This window comes from Streptosporangium sp. NPDC002721 (assembly GCF_042888905.1).
GTDB lineage: Bacteria > Actinomycetota > Actinomycetes > Streptosporangiales > Streptosporangiaceae > Streptosporangium.
On record NZ_JBIAQI010000033.1, the window covers coordinates 87,910 to 110,025 of the forward strand.

Consider the following 22,116-nt stretch of genomic DNA (forward strand, 5'->3'; position numbering starts at 1 on the left):
TTCAACCGGGTTGACCGCTCGCTGCAAACGAGTATCAGCCGCCTATCGGGGGGAAGGGGGAGTCAACAGGAGGTAAGCACATGGAAGCGCTGGGAATCGACATCGGCGGGTCCGGGATCAAGGGCGCGCCGGTGGACGTCGCGATGGGGCGGCTGACGCGGGAGCGGTTGCGCATCCCCACGCCGGACCCCTCCAGGCCCGAGGCGGTGGCCGAGGTGGTGGCGGCGATCGTGAGGCACTTCGCCTGGCAGGGGCCGGTGGGGGTGACCTTTCCCGGGATCGTGCTCGACGGGGTCGCCAGGTCGGCCGCGAACGTGGACAAGGACTGGATCGGCACGGACGCGCGGAAGCTGTTCTCCGAGGCGACGGGGCTGCCGGTGACGGTGCTCAACGACGCGGACGCGGCCGGCCTCGCCGAGGTCGCGGCGGGTGCCGCCAAGGGCAGGACGGGTGTGGTGATGCTGCTGACCTTCGGCACCGGGATCGGCAGCGCCCTGCTCATCGACGGTCGCCTGGTGCCCAACACCGAGCTCGGTCACCTGGAGATCAGGGGCAAGGAGGCCGAGAAGCGCGCCTCCGACCACGCGCGCGAGGCGCACGACCTCGACTGGGACGAGTGGGCCGAGAAGGTGCAGGAGTATCTGGAACACGTCGAGGCGTTGTTCTCCCCGTCGCTGTTCATCATCGGCGGAGGCGTGAGCAAGAAGGCCGACAAGTTCCTGCCCCAGATCAAGTTGCGCACCCCGATCGTCCCCGCGGGCCTTCAGAACGAGGCGGGCATCGTGGGCGCCGCGATGGCGGCCATGAAGTAGGGGTCCGGTCCTGCCCGGGTGCGCGCTTCGCGCAGGCGGCCCGGGAAGGCCGGCGCACGCCGGGCACGGGGTTCTGGGCGTGGAGCGTCAGACACGTTGAGCGCCGGACACGTGGACGCCGGACATATGGAACGCCAGGCATGAGGCGTTAGATGTGTGGGGGTGAGGCGCGGGCGGCGAGGGGAGCGAGGGGCGAGGGTCGGAGACGGCTAGCGCGTGTCGTTCGCGAGGGGCTCCCGGGAGGGATCTGAAACTTTCATCGTGCTCGAAATCCGTTCGGTGAGGTCAGAGGCGGGGAGCGGCCTATTCGGGGGCCTCCGACGTGCAACAAGCTGTACACATCCGTGAAACATCCGGACTATGGGAGCGCTCCCACCGTCCTCCTGGAGATGATCACGAATGACAGTAAATCCGCGCCGCCATGCCTGGCGCAACCGGGTGGCGACCATGGCGGCCATGCTCATGGCCGCCGCCGGTCTCGCCACCGGGCAGGCCGCCACGGCGCACGCCGCAGTCGCCTGCGACGTCGCCTACACCACCAACGACTGGCAGGGCGGATTCACCGCCAGCGTCACCATCAAGAACCTGGGTGACCCGCTCACCAACTGGACCCTGGGCTTCGCCTTCACCGCCGGGCAGACCCTCCAGCAGGGCTGGTCGGCGACCTGGGCCCAGTCGGGCACCCAGGTCACCGCGAGGAACCTCTCCTGGAACGGCTCCCTCGCCACCGGCGCCTCCACCAGCATCGGCTTCAACGGGGCGTCGACCGGGAGCAACCCCAAGCCCGCCGCCTTCACGGTCAACGGCGTGACCTGTGGCGGGCAGCCGCCGGTCAACCAGCCCCCCACGGTCAGCCTGACCAGCCCCGCCTCCGGTTCCACCCACCAGGCCGGTGCCGCCGTGCCGCTCGCGGCGACCGCGAGCGACGACGGCTCCGTCAGCAAGGTGGAGTTCTACGTCGACGGCACGCTGGTCAACACCGACACCAGCTCCCCGTACTCCTACTCCGCGACCGGCCTGTCGTCCGGCTCCCACACCGCCAGCGCGAAGGCGTACGACAACGCCTCCCCGGCGCTCTCCACCCAGACCGCCGAGGTCCCCTTCACCGTGGGCGGCACCTCGACGCCGTCGATCGTCGCCTCCGCGACCTCCCTCAGCGTCCCCGAGGGCGCGTCCAGGACGGTCGGCTTCAGGCTCAGCCAGGCGCCGAGCGGCAGCGTCACGGTCAACCTGACCAAGACGGGTGACACCAACGTCACCATCTCGCCCTCCACGCTGACCTTCACCACGGCCAACTGGAACACGGCGCAGAACGTGACGGTCTCGGCGGCCCAGGACTCCGACGAGGTGAACGGCACCGCCACCATCGCGGCCGCCGCCAGCGGTCACACCGGCGCCTCCGTCGCGGTGACCGAGGCCGACGACGACGGCGACACGACGCCGCCCGTGCACGTCGACAACCCCTACGCCGGAGCCGACGGCTACGTGAACCCCGACTGGTCGGCCAAGGCCGCCGCCGAGCCCGGTGGTGACGCGGTCGCCGACATCTCCACCGGCGTGTGGCTGGACCGCATCGCCGCCATCGCGGGCTCCTCCTCGGCGATGGGCCTGCGCGCCCACCTGGACGAGGCCCTGGTGCAGGACGCGGCCAACGGCAGCAGGCCGCTCACGATCCAGTTCGTCATCTACAACCTGCCCAACCGCGACTGCTCGGCCCTGGCCTCCAACGGTGAGCTGCTCATCGCGCAGAACGGCCTGAACCGCTACAAGACCGAGTACATCGACCCGATCGCCGCGATCATGGGCGAGTCGAAGTACGCGAACCTGCGGATCTCCACGATCGTCGAGATCGACTCGCTGCCGAACCTGGTCACCAACCTCAACGTGGCGAAGTGCCAGGAGGCCAAGGACACCAACGCCTACGTCGACGGCGTCCGCTACGCCCTGAACAAGCTGCACGCGATCCCGAACGTCTACACCTACGTCGACGCCGCGCACCACGGCTGGCTCGGCTGGGACAGCAACTACGGCCCGGCCGCGGACCTGTTCGCGAGCACCGTCTCCGGTACCACCGCGGGCTTCGACAGCGTGGACGGCTTCATCACCAACACCGCCAACTACTCGGCGCTGCGTGAGCCGCACTTCACCATCAACACCACCGTCAACGGCCAGAGCGTCCGCCAGTCCACCTGGCTCGACTGGAACTTCTACGTCGACGAGCTCTCCTTCGCCCAGGCCTTCAGGAACACGCTGATCCAGAAGGGCTTCAGGTCCAACATCGGCATGCTGATCGACACCTCCCGCAACGGCTGGGGAGGCTCGGCCCGCCCGGCCGCCGCCAGCACCTCGACGAACGTGAACACCTTCGTCAACGAGTCGCGCGTCGACCGCCGGATCCACGCCGGCAACTGGTGCAACCAGAGCGGTGCCGGACTGGGCGAGCGCCCGCAGGCCAGCCCCGCCACCGGTCTGGACGCCTACGTCTGGATCAAGCCCCCGGGCGAGTCCGACGGCTCCAGCAGGGAGATCCCGAACAACGAGGGCAAGGGCTTCGACCGGATGTGCGACCCGACCTACGAGGGCAACGGGCGCAACGGCAACAACATGAGCGGTGCCCTGGCCGACGCGCCGATCTCCGGCCAGTGGTTCTCCGCCCAGTTCCGCCAGCTGCTCCAGAACGCCTACCCGGCGCTCCCGTAACCCGCTGATCCCGGGTCCCGCTCCCGCGGGGCCCGGGTGAGGCCCGAACGCGACGGCCCCGTCACCCCGGCCCCGGGGAGGCGGGGCCGTTCCGTTCTCCTCTCCCGTTCTCCTTGAGCCTCCAGTTCTCCTTGAGCCTCCCGTTCTCCTTGCGAAAACCTTCCGGCCTCCTTGAAAGAGCCGGGGCGCCGTACCGGCCGGATATTGGGATGCGGCGGGGCGGTGGCTCGGGCAGCATGGGCGGTTGGGCCCGCACGCGGGGTCCCGCACGCAAGGCCCCGCACGCGGGGGCATTCAGGTGTGGAGCCTCACAGGCGCCTTCGCGGCGGCGGGTGGGCCCGCACACGTGGGCCGAAAGTATCCTGGGTCTCAGTATGGGAACGCCTCCTTTGACATCGCCTCTCTCCGACCTGCACGCGCGTCTGCCCGAGCTCACGCTGCGTGACCAGCGGCGGCTCCGCCGCAGGCTCGACGGGGCCCGCAGGGTCAGAAACCGTGCCGCGCAGCAGAAGATCGCCGCGGAGATCACCTCCGACATCGAGCGGGCCGAGCGGCGGGTCGCCCAGCGTCGCGCCGGGGTCCCCGAGATCACCTATCCGGAGGCGCTGCCGGTCAGCCAGCGCAGGGACGACATCCTGGAGGCGATCCGCGACAACCAGGTCGTGATCGTCGCCGGGGAGACCGGTTCCGGCAAGACCACCCAGCTGCCGAAGATCTGCCTCGAACTGGGCCGGGGCGTCAAGGGCCTGATCGGGCACACCCAGCCCCGCCGCATCGCCGCCCGCACCGTGGCCGAGCGCGTCGCCGAGGAGCTCGACACCCCGCTCGGCGACGCCGTGGGCTACAAGGTGCGCTTCACCGACCAGGTGGGCGACGGCACCCTCGTCAAGGTCATGACGGACGGCATCCTGCTCGCCGAGCTGCAGCACGACCGCGACCTCGACCAGTACGACACGCTGATCGTCGACGAGGCGCACGAGCGCAGCCTCAACATCGACTTCATCCTGGGCTACCTCAAGCAGCTGCTCCCGCGCCGTCCCGACCTGAAGGTGATCATCACCTCGGCGACCATCGACCCCGAGCGCTTCTCCAAGCACTTCGGCGACGCGCCGATCGTGGAGGTCTCCGGCCGGACCTACCCCGTTGAGGTCCGTTACCGGCCGGTCGCCGAGGACGACGACCAGATCCAGGCGATCGGCAACGCGGTCGACGAGCTGTGCGCGGAGGGGCCCGGCGACATCCTGGTCTTCCTCAGCGGCGAGCGGGAGATCCGCGACACCGCCGAGGCGCTGTCGAAGCGCAAGGACGCAGAGATCCTGCCGCTGTACGCCAGGCTGTCCGCCGCCGAGCAGCACCGGGTCTTCCAGCGGCACACCGGCCGCCGGGTCGTGCTGGCCACCAACGTGGCCGAGACCTCGCTCACCGTGCCGGGCATCAAGTACGTCGTCGACCCCGGCTTCGCCAGGATCTCCCGCTACAGCCACCGCACCAAGGTCCAGCGCCTGCCCATCGAGGCGATCTCCCAGGCCTCGGCCAACCAGCGCAAGGGCCGCTGCGGCCGCGTCTCCGAGGGCGTCTGCATCCGGCTGTACGAGGAGGACGACTTCGTCACCCGGCCGGAGTTCACCGACCCGGAGATCCTGCGCACCAACCTCGCCTCGGTCATCCTGCAGATGACCTCGATCGGCCTGGGTGACATCGGGGCCTTCCCGTTCGTCGAGCCGCCCGACCAGCGCCAGGTCAGGGACGGCTACGACCTGCTGCTGGAGCTGGGCGCCTTCGACCAGGCCAGGCAGATGACCCCGCTCGGGCGCAAGCTGGCGGGGCTCCCGGTCGACCCGCGCCTGGCCCGCATGGTGCTGGAGGCCGACCGCAACGGCTGCGTCCGCGAGGTCATGGTCATCGCCGCCGCCCTGTCGATCCAGGACCCGCGCGAGCGACCGGCCGACAAGCAGCAGGCCGCCGACGAGAAGCACCGCCGCTTCGCGGACAAGGAGTCCGACTTCGTCTCGTACCTGAACCTGTGGGAGTACCTGCAGGAGCAGCAGAAGGAGCTGTCGTCCAGCGCGTTCCGGCGGTTGTGCAAGGCCGACTTCCTCAACTACATGCGCGTCCGCGAGTGGCAGGACGTCTACAGCCAGCTCCGCCAGACCTCGAAGACGCTGGGCGTCACCCTCAACGGCACCCCCGGCGACGAGCAGAAGATCCACGTCTCCCTGCTGTCGGGCCTGCTGTCCCACGTCGGCGTCAAGGACATCGACAAGAAGACCGCCGACGCGGGCGGGGGCCGCCGTCCCCCGAACGAGCCGCGCAGGCCCATGACGGAGTACGTCGGCGCGCGCAACGCGCGGTTCGCGATCTTCCCGGGCTCCGCGCTCGCCAAGAAGCAGCCGCTCTGGGTGATGTCCGCCGAGCTGGTGGAGACCTCCCGGCTCTGGGCCCGGGTGAACGCCAAGATCGAGCCCGAGTGGGTCGAGCCGCTCGCCCAGCACCTGATCAAGCGCACCTACTCCGAGCCGCACTGGGAGAAGAAGCAGGGCTCGGTGATGGCCTACGAGAAGGTCACCCTGTACGGCGTCCCGATCGTGGTCCAGCGCAAGGTCAACTACGGTCGCATCGACCCCGAGCTGAGCCGGGAGCTGTTCATCCGGCACGCCCTGGTCGAGGGCGACTGGGAGACCCACCACGCCTTCTTCAAGGAGAACCGCAGGCTGCTCGAAGAGGTCGAGGAGCTGGAGGAGCGGGCCAGGCGCCGCGACATCCTCGTCGACGACGAGACGCTGTTCGACTTCTACGACCAGCGCGTCCCCGCCGACGTCGTCTCCGGGCGCCACTTCGACTCCTGGTGGAAGAAGGCGAGGGCCGACCAGCCCGACCTGCTCAGCTTCGAGAAGTCGATGCTGATCAGCGAGACGGCGGGCGACGTCAGCCAGCGCGACTACCCCGACGTGTGGCGCCAGGGCGGCCTGCGCTTCCCCCTCACGTACCAGTTCGAGCCCGGCACCGACGCCGACGGCGTCACCGCGCACATCCCGCTCGCGCTGCTCAACCAGGTCAACGTCGAGGGCTTCGACTGGCAGATCCCCGGGCTGCGCGAGGAACTGCTCACCGCGCTCATCCGGAGTCTGCCCAAGCCCATCCGGCGTAACTTCGTCCCCGCCCCCAACTACGCCAAGAAGGCCCTGGAGCGGGCCGAGCCCACCCAGGAGCCGCTGCTCGCGGTGCTGGAACGCGAGCTGCTGAACCTGACCGGCGTCCAGGTGCCGCGCGAGGCCTGGCAGCCCGACCTCGTCCCCGACCACCTCAAGATCACCTTCCGGGTGGTCGACGGCCGCAAGCAGAAGCTGGCCGAGAGCAAGGACCTGGCCGGGCTGAAACGAAGGCTCGCCCCCAAGCTCCGCCAGACGCTGTCCAAGGCCGCCGACGGCCTGGAGAAGTCCGGCCTGACGGGATGGACCGTGGGCGCGCTGCCCAGGACGTTCGAGCAGCGCAGGATGAAGGCCTACCCGGCGCTCGCCGACGAGGGCGCCACCGTGGCCGTGCGGATGTTCGAGACCGAGGCCGAGCAGCGCCGGGCCATGTGGGAGGGCACCCGCAGGCTGCTGCTGCTCAACACCCCGTCACCGGCCAAGTGGGTGCTCGGCCGCCTCGGCAACCAGGCCAAGCTCGCGTTGAGCCGCAGCCCGCACGCCGGTGCCACCGCGCTGTTCGACGACTGCATCGCCTGCGCCGCCGACCACCTCATGATCGAGTACGGCGGCCCGGTCTGGGACGAGTCCGCCTTCGCCACGCTCCACGACAAGGTCCGGGCCGAGCTGTTCGACACCACCGCCGAGGTCGTCGCCAGGGTCGAGAGCATCCTTCGGGTCTGGCACACCGTCTCGACCCTGCTGCCGGAGTCGCGCTCCACCCCCGCGATCGAGGACATCCGCGACCAGGTGGCGAACCTCGTCTACCCGGGTTTCGTCACCGACACCGGCTACAAACGCCTGCCCGACCTGCTCCGCTATCTCAAGGGGGCCGAGCGGCGGCTGGAGAAGGTCCACGACGACGCGTTCCGCGACGGGGAGCGGATGGACAAGGTGCACGACATCGAGGACGACTATCACGAGCTGGTCGAGAAGCTTCCCCCGGCCCGCCGCTCCGACGACGACGTCCGCCAGATCCGCTGGATGATCGAGGAGCTCAGGGTGAGCTACTTCGCCCAGACCCTCGGGACCCCGTACTCCATCTCCGACAAGCGCATCCGCAAGGCGATGGAGAAGCTCTGAGCTCCGGGACTACAGGAAGATCGAGGTGTCGAGGTCGAAGTCGACGGGGGAGGGGATGCGGAGCGGCTTGCCCATCTCGGTGTGGGTCATGGTCCGGTAGCTGCCCTCCTCCGGGTCGCTGAGGACCGTGACCGCCGGCGGGGAGGCGACCGGGTCGACGATCAGCATGATCGGGACACCACAGCCCGCGTAGATCCTGGGCTTCGTGGCGCGGTCGATCTCCATGCTCCCGGGTGAGACGATCTCCGCCACCAGGACGAGGCCGGAGGAGAGGATCTCGCGGTCACCCCAGAGCGGAGCGTCTACGGGGACCAGGCAGTAGTCGGGGACGATCGTGTCACGGGGGCCTTCGACACAGATGTCCACGTCACCGGAGAAGCTTTCCCAGCCGTTCTCGTCCTCCACGGGGATCAGAGCCCTGCTGAGACATCTGGCGATGCGTGCGTGCCGGGGGGTCGCGGAAGGACTCACGATCAGGTTCCCGTCGATGACTTCGGCCCGGAGGCCACGGATGGGGGGAAGGGACTCGAAGATCTCCCTCGGGGTCCGGGGGAGTGGCCGGTCGTCGGGGACCGCGGGCTGGGCGGGCGGCTGGGGCGCGGTGCGCCGGGCGGATCGCTGAGACGCTGTCATCACCATCGACCTGTATCCCTTCGTGTCCGAACATGCACTCGCAGTGTTTCACGGAGCCCTGCGGGCCGGGGGAGAACAGGCTCCGGCCGCGAAGCGGCGCCGGAGCGTGGGCCTTCCGGGGAGTGGGCGCGTGCCGAGACCGGTGCCCGGCGGGCGGTTGTCGTGTTACAGGAAGATCGAGGTGTCGAGGTCGAAGTCGACGGGGGAGGGGATGCGGAGCGGCTTGCCCAGCTGGACGCGTGTGACGGCGCGGTAGCCGCCCTCCCCGGGGTCGCTGAGGACGGTGACCGCCGGAGGTGTGGCGATCGGGCCGACGATCAGCATGATGGGCACTCCGCCCGCGGCGTAGATGCGGGGCTTGTCGTCACGGTCGATCCGCGCGCTCCCCGGGGAGACGATCTCGGTGACCATGATCAACCCAGAGGAGCGCAGTTCCAGGGTGCCCCGGCGCGGGCAGTCGGCGGGGGCGAGCACGAAGTCGGGGATGAGGCTGTCTCGGGGGCCGTCGATGCAGACGTTCACCCCGCCCACGTGGGCGCGCCACTTCCGCTCCATGACGATCGGCTGCAGCGCGTAGGACAGGAGTGTCGCGCTCCAGCTGTGCTCGGGGGTGCCCACAGGGCTCACGATCAGGTTCCCGTCGATGACTTCGGCGCGGAAGCCGGGGGTGGGGGGCAGGGTTTCGAGAAGATCCCGCGCCGTGCGGGCGGGGGGCGTCTTCTCGGAGGGGGCGTGCCGGGAGGGGCGTCCCCGTGCCGTTGTCACCATCGACCTGTATCCCTTCGTGTCCGGACAAGCACTCTGAGTGTCGCACGCGAGCGTGTCCGGGGGCGAAGCGCATGTCCTGCGGTTATGGGACGGGCCGATGGAGAGGGGTGTCCGGGTGCGTGCGGCTCTTCCGTGAGCGGGCGCGCTCGTGCGGGCCCGGCCGGTGCCGTCCCGGTCGGCGGGGCTAGGATCGACGGGTTTGGGGAGAGGGGAGACACCGTGGTCCGGGCGCTGGTGTTCGACGTGGGCGAGACGCTGATCGACGAGACGCGCATCTGGTCGCGCTGGGCCGACAGGCTGGGTGTCACCCGGTTCACCATGCTCGGTGTGCTCGGCGGCATGGCCGCGCTCGACAGGTCGTTCGAGGACGCCTTCCGGCTCCTGCGGCCCGGTTTCGACGTCGAGGCCGAGCAGGAGGCGTGGAAGCGCGACGAACCGGACGGGTTGCGGGTCGACTTCGACGCCGACGACCTCTATCCGGACGTGCGGCCCGCCCTGGCGGCGCTGCGCGACCTCGGCCACGAGCTGATCATCGCGGGCAACCAGCCGCCGCAGGCGCGCGACGCGCTCGTCGCGATGGACCTGCCCGTCGACGCGGTACACACCTCCGACGGCTGGGGTGTCTCCAAGCCCGCCCCGGAGTTCTTCGCCAAGGTCGTCGCGGTGTCGGGGCGCGAGCCCGGCGAGATCCTCTACGTGGGCGACCGGCTGGACAACGACGTGCTCCCCGCGCGGGCGGCGGGCATGCGGACCGCCCTGATCAGACGGGGTCCCTGGGGGCACCTCCACGCGGAGCGCCCCCAGGCCGCCGAGGCGGACCACGTCGTCGACGACCTGCACGCCCTGGTCGCCGCCCTCACCCGCTGACCGTCGTCTGTCGCACGGATGCCGTACGGGGAAGGTCAGGGATTCCCCCACTGCGCGCCGATGCCGGCGCCGGCGCGTACCGACGACGGGACGCCGGAGGGGGCGTCGACCGTGTACGCGTAGAAGGTGCGCGGCTCGACGACGGTGCCCGAGGTCTCGGGGGTTCCCGAGTTCACGTAGACGTTGTTGCGCTGCACCGCCCGTCCCGGGCCGCTGTCGGCGTAGCCGCTCGCGGAGAAGAGCGGGTGGGGCACGTCCTGGAAGTAGTTGCCCTCCACGACCACCCCGGCGTTCTCCGTCGAGGCCACCCCGTACAGCTCGTTGCCCAGGAAGTAGTTGTTGAAGACGTGCACCGGCTCGCCGAAGCGGATGCGCGGGTGGCGCTGGCGGCTGTTGTCGAAGAAGTTGTGGTGGATCGTCACCTTGAGGCGGCCGACGTCGGTGCCCGAGGCGCCGTCGGAGTGGCTGATCAGCATGCTCTTGTCGGAGTGGTCGAAGTGGTTCCACGACACGGTGACGTAGTCGGCGCCGCGCACCACGTCGATCGAGCCGTCGACCGCGCCAGAGAAGGTGTTGTGGTCGATCCAGATGTGGTGTGACTGCTGGCCGACGTTGATCGCGTCGTCCTCGGCCTCGGTGAACCGGAGGTTGCGCACGATCACGTTGTAGGACCGGTAGAAGTCCAGGCCGCCGCCGGTGATGTGGCCCGAGGTGCCCACCCCGATGATGGTCTTGTTCGGCCGGACCCCCTGCTTGCTGGTGATCGCGATGGTGCCCGCGACCCGGATGACGAGCGTCTCCTTGCTGTCGATGTACTCCAGGAACGCGTCGGCGTCGGTCACGGTGACCGTCCGCCCGCCCGCGCCGCCGGTGGTGCCGTTCTGGCCGAGGGCGTTGACCGACGCGAAGCCGACCGGGGCGGGCAACGCCGCGGCGGTCCCGGTGGCGGTGCCCGCGGCGGCCGGTGTCACGGCGAGGGCGGCGGCCAGCACGGCGGCCGCGGCGGCGCGGAGGGCCGTACCCCGCCGGGTCGCGTGATCGATGATCTTCTGGGGCATGGTGTCTGCCTTCCTGGTGCGGGAACGTTCGCGGGGATTCCGGGAGGCGCCCTCGTGGGCGTTCCGGGAAGGGCGTCTCGAAAAAGCGTTCAGGGGAGGGCGCCGCCCGCCGGTGGGGGGAGGCCGGCGGGCGGCGATCCGGGGGGAGGGCTAGCAGCCGATCTTCCCGACGCCCGCGCCGGCGGACACGGTCGCCGGGACGGTCGCGGGGTCGTCGACGGTGTACTGGTAGTACGTGCGCGGCTCGACGACGGTGCCGGCCGTCTGCGGGGTGCCGGAGCCGACGTAGCGGTTGTTGCGCTCGACCACCCGGCCGGGGCCGCTCTTGTCGTAGCCCACGTAGATCGGGTGGGCGACGTTCTCGAAGTAGTTGCCCTCGACGAGCACCCCGGCGTTCTCGGTGGAGGCGACGCCGTACAGCGCGTTGTTCCGGTAGTAGTTGTTGAGGACGTGGACCGGCTCGGCGAAGCGCACCCTGGGGTGGCGCTGGTCGGTGCCGTCGAAGAAGTTGTGGTGGTAGGTGACGCGCAGCTTCCCGACGTCGGCGGGGTAGTTGTCCGAGTGGCCCAGCAGCGCCGCCTTGCTGTGGTGGTGGAAGTGGTTCCACGAGACCGTGACGAAGTCCGACTCCCGCTTGATGTCGAGCAGGCCGTCGTAGCCGTCGGAGAGGTCGTTGTGGTCGATCCACACGTGGTGGGCCTTGTTCGTGACGCTGATCGAGTCGTCCTCGGCGCCGGTGAACCGGATGTTCCTGATGATCACGTTGTTGCCCGGCCGGGTCGTCGAGCCGAGCTGGAGCCCGCCGCCGGTGATCTCGGCGGTCGTGCCCACGCCCAGGATGCTCTTGTTCGCGACCACGGTGAGCATGCCGGACACCTGGATGCGGCCGGAGACCTGGATCACGTACGGGCCGGGCCGGCCGACGTAGTCCTTCAGGGCCGCGGCCGTGGTCACGGTGACGACGGGGCCCCCGAGGCCGCCGGTGGTGCCGTTCTGGCCGAGGGCGTTGACGGTGGCGAAGCCGGTCGGGGTACCGGTGCAGGCCGCGGCGAGCTTCCCTCCGGTGGTCGCGGCCGGCGGGGCGGCCGTACCCGAGGCGGTGGTGTCGGCGCTGGCGGCGCCACCCGCGCAGGCGAGCGCGGCGACCAGGAGCAGCGCGGTGACGGCCGAGCGGCGGCGGGGGCGGGGGTGGTTTCCGGGGTTCATCGTCGTCTCCATCAGATCTTCCCGACGCCCGCACCGGCGGGCACGATGGTCGGCACCGCGGAGGCCTGGTCCGCGCTGTAGGAGTAGTAGGTGCGCGGCTCGGTCACGGTGCCCCGCGTCTCGATGGCGTGGTTGCAGTCGACCAGGATGTTGCCGCGCTCGACCAGGCGCCCGAGGTCCCCGCTGAACTCGACCCGTCCGGGGTTGTTGACGCTGTAGAAGTAGTTGTTCTCGACCAGCACCCCGGCGTTGTAGGTGGACGCGATGCCGTAGCTGTTGTCCCGGTAGTAGTTGTTGTAGACGTGCACGACGTTCGCGAAGCGGACCCGGGGGTGGCGCTGGTCGGAGGCGTCGAAGAAGTTGTGGTGGTAGGTGACGCGCAGTCGTCCGATGTCCTGCGGGCCCGCGTCCTCGTCGTGGGAGAGCAGCAGGGTCTTGTCGTGGTCGTGGAACCTGTTCCAGGAGACGGTCACGTAGTCCGAGCCGCGCTTGATGTCGACCGCCCCGTCGTCCCCGTTGGAGAAGTCGTTGTGGTCGATCCAGACGTGGTGGCTGAACATCTGCACGTTGATCATGTCGTCGGTGGCGCCGGAGAACGCGATGTTGCGGATGATGATGTTGTGCACGGCGTTCGCGGGCGGCGAGGTGACGGAGTCGCTGACCGGCAGGCCGATGTTCAGCCCGCCGCCGACCAGCGCGGCGTTCGGGCCGACCCCGATGATCGACTTGTCCGACGTGACGTTGTGCATGCCGTCGCTGGAGCCGGTGGGCAGGGTGATCCGGCCGGTGACCTGGATGACGTACGGCCCGGGGCGGGAGATGTAGTCGAGGAACTGCGCGGTCGTGGTCGCGGTGACCGTGGGGCCTCCGAGGCCGCCGGTGGTGCCGTTCTGGCCGAGGGCGTTGACGGTGGAGAAACCGATCTGGGCGTTGACCGGGTCCGCGAGCCGCGCGGCCCCGGTCCCGGCCCTGGTCTCGGCCACGGCGGGGCCGATCAGGGCGGAGATCAGGAGGGCGACGGCCACGAGGACGGGGGCCGTGCGCCAGGTGCTTCCGGGCACGGGACGCGGGGTCCCAGGGGGGAGGATCGGGGGGAGGGCGGATCTGGGGGACACGTGTTCTCTGCTCTCTGCGCGCGGTCGCGGTCGCGGCGGCGTGCGGTCAGGCGGCAGCGTGAAGCCGGGAGAGGAGTACGGGACGTCCGCGGTGCGCGGCTCATCGGCGCGACGGCCCCGGTTTCCGGTACGGATCCTCGGTCGGATCTGCGGTCGGATCTCCGGTACGGAAAAGGTGCGCCGGTCGCGTGGAGGGCGGTGCTTTCCCATCGCGCGGCGGTCGTCGTCTCGCCGGGCCGGTTCGTCCGCGGGGTGAGGCCGCGCGGCGCGCGTGGGAGGTGAGGCGGGAGTGGTCACCGCACTCGGGAGAAGGGAGGGCTCGGGTCAGTGCGCGGCTATGGCATCACCACCTTCCAGCGGGTGGGGCGCTTCCCGGCGAGGCGCTAGGAAAGCGCTTTCCAGACGGGCCCGAGTTTATGTTTCCAACAAGTTTCTGTCAATGCTCCGGGATCGCCGGTGGGAGGCGCGGTTGCGGGTGCAGGCGCGGGCCCGGGTCGGCGGGCGGGGATCATCCCGGCGTAGGGGGACCAGGGGGGTGGGCCGGTCCGGTGTCCGTGTGCGGGGGCTTGGGTGGTGAGCCGGTCCCGGTGTGCGGGTGCGCGGGGGTGAGCTGGTCCGGTGTCCGGTGCGCGGGGGCCTGGGTGGTGAGCCGGTCCGGTGTGCTGCGTGTCGCGGGGGACCGGTCGCCCCGGGCTTCGTCGTGCTGTTGGGGCGGTGAGGCAGGTCGTCGAGGAGCGCACGGACCGGTCGCCCCGGACCTCGTCGTGCCGGTGAGGTCCGGGGGCGCGGCCGGTGATCCGTGCTCGGTTCGCCGAGGGGCCGGGATCCTCGGCCCCGGAGGGGTTCTCAGGTCTCGCGGTACTCGATGTCGGGCTCGATGTGGACGGCGCGCTCCTCGGCGGACAGGTCGCCGCCGTCGAAACCCGCCTCCGAGGCGTACTCCTCGGAGGTCTCGTCGGGGCTCAGCCCCTCGTCCGGTGCCACCAGGCGGGTTCCGTCGCGCGGGACCCGCTCGCGCTCCGGGGCCTCGCGCCGGAGGCGCTCGTCGAGGCTGTCCTGGTGCCCGTCGTCGTGTTCGACGATCTCGTGGTTGAGGCCGAGGTCGTCGGTCCACTCCTCGACCTCGATCGCCTGCTCGTCGCTCAGACCCTCGCGGTCTGGGGGTGTTTCGGTCATACCGCCGCCCTACCCGTTTTATCGCCTTAAATCCCAGGTCAGGTCTCCGTCGCGCCTCCGTGGGATTCGTGGCCGGACGACCTCAGCCGTCGGTCTCCAGGGGCTCGCCCGGCAGATAGACGGGAGACCGGTTCTCGCGGGCCAGGCGCCCGGCGGCGAGGCGGGGCGCCATGTGCGCGGGCAGGAGGGGGGCGGCGGCGTCCCAGGGGAGGAACGCCACCTCGTCGAGCTCCTCCACCTGCAGCCGTACGAGGCTTGGATCCTCCAGGACGCCACCGTCGAACATGAAGTTGATGATCGCTCGGGGGCGCTCCCTCGTCGGCGGCGCCCAGTGGACCACGAGCAGCTCGCCCGCCTTGACGGACAGGCCGAGCTCCTCGGCCACCTCGCGCGTGGCGGCGTCGTGGGGCGCCTCGCCCTCCTCGACGATCCCGCCGGGGAAGTTCCAGCCGGGCCGGTAGTTGGGCTTGACCAGCAGGACGCGGTCCTCCGCGTCGGTGAGCAGCATGCAGGCCGAGACGAACACGCTGGGCAGGGTGGCGTACCAGGCGGCGGGGTCGGGATAGGGCTCGCTCATCTTCGCCACGCTACCTCCGCGACCGCCGGTCACGGGCGGATCCGACGGCGGCGCCCCCCGCTCAGCCGAGTTTCTTGACCAGGAGTTCCATTTCCAGGTCGTCCCTGGCCGGTACGCCGACGCTCTCGTCGTCGTAGGGGAAGGGGATCATCTCGCCGGTGCGGGTGTAGCCGCGGCGCACGTACCAGGCCAGGAGTTCCTCGCGCGCCGAGATCACCGTCATGCGCATCTCGCCGACCCCCCAGGTGTCGCGGGAGAAGCGCTCGGCCTCGGCGAGGACCGCCTTGCCGAAACCGCCGCCCTGCAGGGTGGGGCGTACGGCGAACATCCCGAAGTAGGCGTACCCGCCCCGGTGCTCCACCTGGCAGCAGGCGACGATCCCCTCCTCCGCCTCCATGACGATCATGTGGCTTCCCGGCTTCCCCAGCTCGGCGGCGACGCTCTCGGGGTTCGTCCGCCGCCCGCTCAGCAGGTCGGCCTCGGTCGTCCATCCGGCGCGGCTCGACTCTCCCCGGTACGCCGAGTCGACCAGGAGCGCCAGGGCGGGCGCGTCCGCGACGGTGGCCGTGCGGAAGGTGGGCCGAGCGGTCCGGGAGGGGGTGTCCATGGGGATGATCCTCTCAACGGAGAGTGGGGTGAATGCGAATATCGTGGCATCTGATCTCGTGAATCATACCCAAATAGGCCTTTTATCCGGATTTTCCGTGTTAAGGGCTCTTGGTGTTCCACGTTCTCCATGCCGGGCGAGGGTGCGGTCGTGGTGTCCCCGGCCGAACCCGGGAAGAGCGCCGGCCGAAGCCGCCGACGTCGGCCCGCCGCTCCCGCCGCGGTGTCAGATGTCGTATTCGTCGGGCAGGCGCATGTTGGGGCCTCCGGCCTGCAGCCCGAGGGGGACCGCGCGTCCCCTGGGTTCCTCCCACGCCTCCTGCCGGCCGAGGGCGGTGAGGTCGAGGTACGGGTAGCCGTTGTGGAACTCCTCGATGCCGCGCCCGTACGTGGAGTAGGTGTGGAAGACCTCCGTGCCTACCCGCAGGAACGCGCTGATGCCCGGCAGTTCCTCGCCGCGCATGCCCTCCGTCCACGGTCCACCCGTCCAGGGTGTCCCGGCCTCGGCGAGTTCGGTTTCGGTGCGGAAGTGGAGCAGCACCGGCACGACCCGGTCGTCGAGGGTGGCGTGGAAGTCGTGGTTGAAATCGCTGCCGTACGAGGAGTACCAGGGAAACGTCCAGCCCATCCGCTCGCGGAACGCGGCGATCTTGGCGTACGGCGCCCGCGACACCGCGACGAGCGTGGTGTCGCGCACGTGCAGTCGCCGCAGCCCGCCGATCCCGTCGGCGGCGGAGGAGCAGCTTGGGCAGCCCGCGTCCCATTCGGGGCTGAACATGAAGTGGTGCATCACCAACTGCCGCCGGCCCTCGAACAGGTCGAGCAGGCTCACCGCCCCCTTCGGGCCCTCCAGGGCGTACGGCTCGTCCACGCGGACCATCGGCAACCGGCGGCGGTCGGCGTTGACCCGGTCACGGGCCCGGGTGAGTTCCTTCTCCTTGACCAGCAGTTCCTTGCGGGCGGCGAGCCACTCCTCGCGCGACACCACTTCCGGCAGGTTTCCGGTCATCGTCATCTCGATCTCTCCCAACGGTTACGGCGCCGACGCGAGAATGTCGGCGCGGAGATGTCGGCGCCGCGGGCGGTCCGGGCCCGGACGGCGGGTCCGGCGGGCGGGGCGACCCGGCGTCACGCGGGGCCGGCCGGTGGAGTCGCGCCGGAGCGTGCTCTCACCTCAGCCGGTCCCGCAGGGCGTCCAGCGGGCCGTCCCAGTCGCGGGCGAGCGCGGCGAGGAACTGCTGTGCCACCTTCATGGGCGCGGAGTCCAGGCGGTAGCGGACCCGGCGCCGCTCTCCCGGCTCGGCCACCACCAGCCCCGCCTCGGCCAGCAGGGCGAGGTGCTTGGCGATGGCCTGCCGGGTGATCGGCAGCTGGGCGGCCAGGTCGGTCGCGGTGGCCGGCCCCCCGGCCGCGAGTGCGGCGAGGATGCCCCGCCTGCTCGGATCGGCCAGGGCGGCGAAGACCTCCTGCGCCACCGCCTCCAGGTCAGGCTCGTCCATCGAGGTAGGCGACCAGCTCGCCCAGCTCGTTCGTCCAGCCCTTGGTGTTGCCCGAGTAGGCGGCCTCGTGCTCACCGGTGCCCGGCAGTTGCGCGAACCCGCTCTCGACCATGGTCAGCGTGGTGCCGGTGCCGGTGGGCTCCAGGGTGAACTCCACGTAGGTGCGTCGCGGGTCGCCGCCGGGAAGGCCGTTGATCGGCCAGGTGTAGCCGAAGACGCGCGGCGGTTCGAAGCGTTCGATGGTGAGGGTGGCGGTGTCGCCGCTGTCCCAGGTGAGCTTGGCCTGGCCGCCGACGCGCGGGTCGATCTCGGCGTGGTTTCCGAACCAGGTGCCCAGGCCCTCGGCGGTGGTCAGCGCCTCCCAGACCCGCTGCGGCGGGTGGGGCAGCTGGAGCGTGCGTTCGATCCGGTCGGGGAATGTCATGGTCGTCTCCCTGTCACAACCAGTTGATTGCTACTCAACTTATGGCAATCAACTGGTTGCGTCAACCCGTGCGCCCGCCGACCCCGATCCGGCGAGGCGAGGGCGAGGCGAGGGGAGCGGGGGCGTACACGGGTCATGGCCGCCGCCGCCTGGGCTCGCGTCGGTGTACGAACGGGTCCGGCCCGCGCGAGAGCAGGACTCGCGCGGGCCGGACCGGGGGAAGGCCGCGGACCCGTGCCGGGGTCCTTGGCGATGACCTAGATCACTCGGCCGCCTGGAAGGCGCGGCCCGCGGGGGTGGCGACGCCGTTGCTCCGGAACAGGCCGCTGTTGGGCTCGGTGTCCGAGGAGGGCAGGCCGAACCAGGCGTAGCGCTGCACGTACGGCAGGGAGGCCAGCATCTTGGTGGACTCGGTGACGAAGGCGGCCTGCTGCGCGTCCGTGGGGAAGCGGACGCCGTTGGAGAAGTCGATCAGGGCGTACTCGGTGAGCCAGATCGGCTTGCGGTAGCGCTCGTACACGGCCTGGATGTACGACTTGAGCTGGCCGGTCGCCGCCTCGGCGCGGAAGTCGCCGCCGTACCAGTGCAGCGTGATGAAGTCGACGCGGTAGTTCTTCTGGGCCGCCCCGGTCATGAACCGGTCCAGCCAGCCGCCCGCCCTGTCGCCGCCCCAGGCCACGGCCGGGCTGCCGACCTTCAGGCCGGTCGCGGTGAGCCTCGGCCACAGCGACAGCGCCTTGTCCACGGTCATGTTGGACTGCTCGGCGAAGTCCGGCTCGTTGAAACCGAGCAGGTAGGGGGAACCGGAGTTCTTCGCCTGGGCGAGGTTCTGGTCGGTGACGCTGTCGGCTCCCCAGATCATCGGGACGAACTCCGTCCCCTTGGGGGTGGTGATGTTGTTGTGGTTCGTGGACCACGTGTAGTACCAGTCGGCGCCGGAGGCTTCGAGGGCCGCGCTGACGTTGGGCGCCTGCCACACGCCCACGCCCTTCTTACCGGAGTCTCCCGTGGGAGGGACCTCGGGGACCGGCGTGGTCGGGGTCTTGCTGGGGGTCGCGCTCGGGGTGGTGCTCGGGGTGGAGCTCGGCGTCGGCCTGGTCGGCGTGGCGCTGGGGGTGGCGCTCGGGGTGCGGCTCGGGCTCGAACTCGGCGTAGGCCTGGTCGGGGTGGCGCTGGGGACGGGGTTGCCCGAGCCCTTGCCGAAGACCTGGAACTCCCAGAGCGAGACACCGTACTGGCTGGACCGCTTGGTGGCGTGCAGCCGGACGTAGCGGCCGGTGGCCGAGACGTTGAGGGTCTGCGTGCCGCCCTTGCCCGCGGTCGTGCTGTGGATCGTCTTCCACTGGCCGCCGCCGGAGGAGGTCTGGATCCGGAACGCGGTGGCGTAGGCGCGCTCCCAGTTCAGCACGATCTTGTTGATCGCGGTGGACCTGCCCAGGTCCACCTGCAGCCACTGGGGGTCACTGAACTTGCTGGACCAGCGGGTGTCGCTCCTGCCGTCGACCGCGGCCGAGGCGGACAGGTCCCCCCGCTCGGCCGAGGAGGCGACGGCCGCCCGGCCCTGCGACACGGGGGCCTCGGCCGCGCCCGCGGGCAGGGCGCCGTACACCACGGAGGCGCCCATGACGGCCACGAGCGCGCCCGCCAGCGCGGCCCGGCGTACCTGACGACCAGCCGTGCGACCTGCTGCGATACCACGCGGAACAGTCTCACTCATATGGATGGGGTCCTTCGTACGGGGAGTGGGGATCGGACGTTGTCGGTGTGTCGGGAGGCGTGCCGGACCGGTCGTGTCCGGTGTCCGGGCGTGCTCGCTCCCGTACAGGAGACCGGCGGGCGCGCCGGGGACAACAGAAATCCGGAGAGTCGCCTCACGTCCCACTCCCGGAGGGACGGGTTCTTCAGGGGGACGGGTCAGACGTGCAGGTCGCCGGCGGCGGGGAGCAGCTGGAGCTTCTCGTGGCTCTCGCTGCCGGGTACGGCGGTGAAGACCAGCAGCATCTGGGACTGGTCGGGATCGACCAGGGTCTGGCAGTGCAGTTCCAGCAGGCCGAGCCGCGGGTGCAGGATGCGCTTCGACGCGCAGAACGGGCCCAGGACGGGGTGCTCCTGCCAGATCGCGGCGAACTCCGGGCTGGCCGCCAGCAGCGCGTCGACCAGCGCGGCCGCGCGCGACCCCTTGCCGCCCCGCGCGTACGCGTCGCGCAGGCTGGCCGTGAAGAGGCGGCTGTGTGTCGGGTGGTCCTCCTCGGGATGGATCAGCCGCGAGGACGGGTCGGTGAACCAGCGGTACTGCGTGCTGCGCGCCATCCCGGTGTGGACGGTCTCGTCGCCCATCAGCGCCACCGCGAGCCGGGTCTGCCTGAGCGTCTCGCCCAGATGGCTCATCACCTGCGCGGGGGTGTCCTCCAGCCGGTCGAAGATGCGCATCATCCCGGGGTTGATGTGGTCGCCGCGAAGGACCCGCCGCGGGGTGGCGTGGCCCGCGAGGCGGAACAGGTGGTCGCGCTCCTCAAGGGAGAGGTGCAGGCCCCGGGCGATCGCGGCGAGCATCTGCTCCGAGGGGTTGGGCCCGCGCCGCTGCTCGATACGGCTGTAGTAGTCGGCGGACATGCCGCACAGCGCGGCGACCTCCTCGCGCCGCAGCCCGCCGGTGCGCCGCCGCCGCCCGCGAGGCAGCCCGACGTCCTCGGGCTGCAGCGCCTCCCGCCGGGTGCGCAGGAACTCGGCCAGTTGAGCCCTGTCCATGTGGTGAGTCTCCCCTTTCCGGGAACGGCCGCGGTGCGGACCTCAGGCGGCGAATCCGACCCCGGCCAGCCGCTCGGAGACGTCCCAGAGCCGGGCGGCGGCGGCCTCGTCACGGGCCGGCTTGTAGACGGCCAGCTCGGTCGGGCCCCCGGTGAACTGGCCGAAGCCGTCGGGGCCGTAGAAGCGGCCGCCCTGCGCCCGGGGGTCGGTGGCCGCGTACAGGGCGGGGAGCGCGCCCCTGTCGACGGTCTGCACGAACAGGCCCACGCGGGAGAGCCGCGTCATGATCGCCTCAAGCGGCGAGGGACGCGTCCGGCCCAGGTTGGGGCCCGAGGCGTAGAGGTTCGTCAGGGTCGTGCCGGGGTGCGCGACGTTGCTGACGAGGCCCCAGCCGCCGGCCCGGCTGCGCCGGTCGAGCTCCAGGCCGAACATCAGGTTGGCCAGCTTCGACAGCCCGTACGAACGGATCGGGGAGTACTTCCGCTCGCTCTGCAGGTCGTCCCAGTCGATCTTGGCGGTGCGGGCGGCGCTGCTCGACATGGTGGTGACACGGGCCCGGCCGGCGCGCAGCAGCGGCAGGACGCCGCCGACCAGCGCGACGTGGCCGATGTGGTTCGTGCCGAACTGCAGCTCCAGGCCGTCGGCCGTGGTGTGCCGGGTGGCCGGCGACATGACGCCCGCGTTGTTGATCAGGATGTCGATCGGCCGCCCCTCGGCGTTCAGCTTCTCCGCGAGCGCCGCCACGGAGTCCAGCGAGGCCAGGTCGAGCTCACGGAGGGAGACCACGGCCCCGGGAGCCGCCGCGCGGACACGCGCGACGGCCGCCTCGCCCTTGACGGGGTTGCGGACCGGTAGCACGAGATCGGCGCCCGCCTGGGCCAGGCGCACGGCCAGACCGAGGCCGACACCGTCGCTCGCCCCGGTCACCACGGCGAGCTTCCCGGTCAGATCGGGCACAGACACGTCTTTCATACTAACTCCCTGGTCAGATGGCATTTCCGGTCAAATCAAGCGTCGCAAACGCCGCGGGACGGATCCATGCCGCGCTTATCCACGGATCACCTGTCCGTGGATGAGCGGCCCGGTGAGTCCCGGGGATTCAGGGGGATCGTTGGGGTGGAGTCGTGTCCGGTCCCGCGGAGGGGGACCGCACCGGGCCCCGTCCGAGGAGGGCTCTGTTTGAAGAGGGCTCCGTCCGAAGAGGGAGAGGTGCGGCCGGGGTCCGTCTTGAGAGGGGGGTGAAAGCCGCTCTCGCGTTCGATGTGCTCGCGGGGCGTCCGGACCTAGCGTCGCGGCCATGACAGGAAACCCTCCCGGCGACCGACGGCACGCGGTCCGAACGACCGAGACGACTGAGATGACTGAGACAGCCGAGATGACCGAAATGACCAGGACGGCTGGGACGTCTGACGCGGCCGACGGGACCCAGGCGACTCAGGTGCCACAGGCGGTTCAGGCGTTTCAAATGACCCATACGACGCGGACAGCGCAGGCAGTGCAGGCAGCCCAGACGGCTCAGGCTGCTCAGGGGGCTCCCGGTGAACGTCTGGGGATGCCGCGTGGTCACGTCCAGCGAAGTGGTGTATGAGTTGACCTTCGCGTGATCCTGTTTCTGCAGGTTAAGCGGTAAGTGTCTGCGGGATGGGATTGTGCTGC

The 22,116-nt window shown here is 70.4% G+C and carries 18 protein-coding genes; 4 read left to right on the plus strand and 14 right to left on the minus strand.

Features of this window, described 5'->3' with window-relative positions; all coding sequences use genetic code 11:
• Positions 1-80: 80 nt before the first annotated feature.
• The 3 genes from ppgK (at position 81) to hrpA (ending at position 7,783) form a co-directional block, all read left to right on the plus strand.
• Positions 81-812 carry a polyphosphate--glucose phosphotransferase gene (ppgK, locus tag ACFYWM_RS37515; RefSeq protein WP_389924215.1) on the plus strand — a complete coding sequence of 244 codons (732 nt, stop codon included), beginning with the start codon at positions 81-83 and terminating at the stop codon, positions 810-812.
• A 399-nt stretch (positions 813-1,211) separates the two neighbouring features.
• Entirely contained in the window at positions 1,212-3,512 is a 2,301-nt protein-coding gene (locus ACFYWM_RS37520) for a glycoside hydrolase family 6 protein (protein ID WP_389924218.1), read from the plus strand.
• Between the two features lie 374 nt (positions 3,513-3,886).
• On the plus strand, positions 3,887-7,783 hold the full coding sequence (gene hrpA, locus ACFYWM_RS37525; RefSeq protein ID WP_389924221.1) for an ATP-dependent RNA helicase HrpA: 3,897 nt from the start codon (positions 3,887-3,889) through the stop codon (positions 7,781-7,783).
• Between the two features lie 9 nt (positions 7,784-7,792).
• On the opposite strand, the gene ACFYWM_RS37530 is transcribed toward hrpA, so the two are convergent.
• Together ACFYWM_RS37530 and ACFYWM_RS37535 are read right to left on the minus strand one after the other, a co-directional pair.
• Complete coding sequence (locus ACFYWM_RS37530) at positions 7,793-8,416, minus strand: Uma2 family endonuclease (RefSeq protein WP_389924224.1); 624 nt, start codon at positions 8,414-8,416, stop codon at positions 7,793-7,795.
• 165 nt (positions 8,417-8,581) lie between these two features.
• Positions 8,582-9,184 (minus strand): Uma2 family endonuclease, encoded by a 603-nt coding sequence (locus ACFYWM_RS37535; protein ID WP_389924226.1) that lies wholly within the window; start codon positions 9,182-9,184, stop codon positions 8,582-8,584.
• A gap of 219 nt (positions 9,185-9,403) precedes the next feature.
• On the opposite strand from ACFYWM_RS37535, the gene ACFYWM_RS37540 reads away from it, so the two are divergent.
• Positions 9,404-10,051 carry an HAD family hydrolase gene (locus ACFYWM_RS37540; protein ID WP_389924229.1) on the plus strand — a complete coding sequence of 216 codons (648 nt, stop codon included), beginning with the start codon at positions 9,404-9,406 and terminating at the stop codon, positions 10,049-10,051.
• A gap of 35 nt (positions 10,052-10,086) precedes the next feature.
• Here ACFYWM_RS37540 and ACFYWM_RS37545 read toward each other — a convergent pair whose 3' ends face one another.
• From ACFYWM_RS37545 to ACFYWM_RS37600, 12 genes are all read right to left on the minus strand, one after another.
• Complete coding sequence (locus ACFYWM_RS37545) at positions 10,087-11,109, minus strand: polysaccharide lyase family 1 protein (RefSeq protein ID WP_389924231.1); 1,023 nt, start codon at positions 11,107-11,109, stop codon at positions 10,087-10,089.
• A 150-nt stretch (positions 11,110-11,259) separates the two neighbouring features.
• On the minus strand, positions 11,260-12,327 hold the full coding sequence (locus ACFYWM_RS37550; protein ID WP_389924234.1) for a polysaccharide lyase family 1 protein: 1,068 nt from the start codon (positions 12,325-12,327) through the stop codon (positions 11,260-11,262).
• Complete coding sequence (locus ACFYWM_RS37555; RefSeq protein WP_389924236.1) at positions 12,327-13,376, minus strand: polysaccharide lyase family 1 protein; 1,050 nt, start codon at positions 13,374-13,376, stop codon at positions 12,327-12,329. Before ACFYWM_RS37555 ends, ACFYWM_RS37550 begins: the two co-directional genes overlap by 1 nt.
• Before the next feature lie 900 nt (positions 13,377-14,276).
• Positions 14,277-14,606: a DUF5709 domain-containing protein gene (locus tag ACFYWM_RS37560; protein WP_389924239.1), complete on the minus strand. Its 330-nt coding sequence runs from the start codon at positions 14,604-14,606 to the stop codon at positions 14,277-14,279.
• Between the two features lie 82 nt (positions 14,607-14,688).
• Positions 14,689-15,183 carry an NUDIX domain-containing protein gene (locus tag ACFYWM_RS37565; RefSeq protein ID WP_389924242.1) on the minus strand — a complete coding sequence of 165 codons (495 nt, stop codon included), beginning with the start codon at positions 15,181-15,183 and terminating at the stop codon, positions 14,689-14,691.
• A gap of 61 nt (positions 15,184-15,244) precedes the next feature.
• Entirely contained in the window at positions 15,245-15,790 is a 546-nt protein-coding gene (locus tag ACFYWM_RS37570) for a GNAT family N-acetyltransferase (RefSeq protein WP_389924245.1), read from the minus strand.
• Between the two features lie 225 nt (positions 15,791-16,015).
• Positions 16,016-16,804, minus strand: a complete 789-nt coding sequence (locus ACFYWM_RS37575) for a DUF899 domain-containing protein (RefSeq protein WP_389924248.1) — start codon at positions 16,802-16,804, stop codon at positions 16,016-16,018.
• Positions 16,805-16,958: 154 nt separating this feature from the next.
• A complete protein-coding gene (locus ACFYWM_RS37580) occupies positions 16,959-17,288 on the minus strand; it encodes an ArsR/SmtB family transcription factor (protein WP_389924251.1) in 330 nt (109 codons plus the stop codon).
• The gene (locus ACFYWM_RS37585) at positions 17,275-17,712 is read right to left on the minus strand and encodes an SRPBCC domain-containing protein (protein ID WP_389924254.1); all 438 of its coding nucleotides are present in this window, start codon (positions 17,710-17,712) and stop codon (positions 17,275-17,277) included. Before ACFYWM_RS37585 ends, ACFYWM_RS37580 begins: the two co-directional genes overlap by 14 nt.
• 262 nt (positions 17,713-17,974) lie before the next feature.
• Complete coding sequence (locus ACFYWM_RS37590) at positions 17,975-19,429, minus strand: glycosyl hydrolase (RefSeq protein ID WP_389924257.1); 1,455 nt, start codon at positions 19,427-19,429, stop codon at positions 17,975-17,977.
• Between the two features lie 197 nt (positions 19,430-19,626).
• Positions 19,627-20,460: a helix-turn-helix transcriptional regulator gene (locus tag ACFYWM_RS37595; protein WP_389924260.1), complete on the minus strand. Its 834-nt coding sequence runs from the start codon at positions 20,458-20,460 to the stop codon at positions 19,627-19,629.
• Positions 20,461-20,502: 42 nt separating this feature from the next.
• Complete coding sequence (locus ACFYWM_RS37600) at positions 20,503-21,432, minus strand: SDR family oxidoreductase (protein WP_389924264.1); 930 nt, start codon at positions 21,430-21,432, stop codon at positions 20,503-20,505.
• Positions 21,433-22,116 lie beyond the last annotated feature (684 nt).

Coding starts and splice junctions, on each gene's coding strand:
- ACFYWM_RS37590 (WP_389924257.1), bottom strand. CDS start 19,429: ATGAGTGAGACTGTTCCGCGTGGTATCGCAGCAGGTCGCACGGCTGGT.
- ACFYWM_RS37535 (WP_389924226.1), bottom strand. CDS start 9,184: ATGGTGACAACGGCACGGGGACGCCCCTCCCGGCACGCCCCCTCCGAG.
- ppgK (WP_389924215.1), top strand. CDS start 81: ATGGAAGCGCTGGGAATCGACATCGGCGGGTCCGGGATCAAGGGCGCG.
- ACFYWM_RS37530 (WP_389924224.1), bottom strand. CDS start 8,416: ATGACAGCGTCTCAGCGATCCGCCCGGCGCACCGCGCCCCAGCCGCCC.
- ACFYWM_RS37570 (WP_389924245.1), bottom strand. CDS start 15,790: ATGGACACCCCCTCCCGGACCGCTCGGCCCACCTTCCGCACGGCCACC.
- ACFYWM_RS37520 (WP_389924218.1), top strand. CDS start 1,212: ATGACAGTAAATCCGCGCCGCCATGCCTGGCGCAACCGGGTGGCGACC.
- ACFYWM_RS37550 (WP_389924234.1), bottom strand. CDS start 12,327: ATGGAGACGACGATGAACCCCGGAAACCACCCCCGCCCCCGCCGCCGC.
- ACFYWM_RS37600 (WP_389924264.1), bottom strand. CDS start 21,432: ATGAAAGACGTGTCTGTGCCCGATCTGACCGGGAAGCTCGCCGTGGTG.
- ACFYWM_RS37575 (WP_389924248.1), bottom strand. CDS start 16,804: ATGACGATGACCGGAAACCTGCCGGAAGTGGTGTCGCGCGAGGAGTGG.
- ACFYWM_RS37565 (WP_389924242.1), bottom strand. CDS start 15,183: ATGAGCGAGCCCTATCCCGACCCCGCCGCCTGGTACGCCACCCTGCCC.
- ACFYWM_RS37585 (WP_389924254.1), bottom strand. CDS start 17,712: ATGACATTCCCCGACCGGATCGAACGCACGCTCCAGCTGCCCCACCCG.
- ACFYWM_RS37595 (WP_389924260.1), bottom strand. CDS start 20,460: ATGGACAGGGCTCAACTGGCCGAGTTCCTGCGCACCCGGCGGGAGGCG.
- hrpA (WP_389924221.1), top strand. CDS start 3,887: ATGGGAACGCCTCCTTTGACATCGCCTCTCTCCGACCTGCACGCGCGT.
- ACFYWM_RS37580 (WP_389924251.1), bottom strand. CDS start 17,288: ATGGACGAGCCTGACCTGGAGGCGGTGGCGCAGGAGGTCTTCGCCGCC.
- ACFYWM_RS37560 (WP_389924239.1), bottom strand. CDS start 14,606: ATGACCGAAACACCCCCAGACCGCGAGGGTCTGAGCGACGAGCAGGCG.
- ACFYWM_RS37545 (WP_389924231.1), bottom strand. CDS start 11,109: ATGCCCCAGAAGATCATCGATCACGCGACCCGGCGGGGTACGGCCCTC.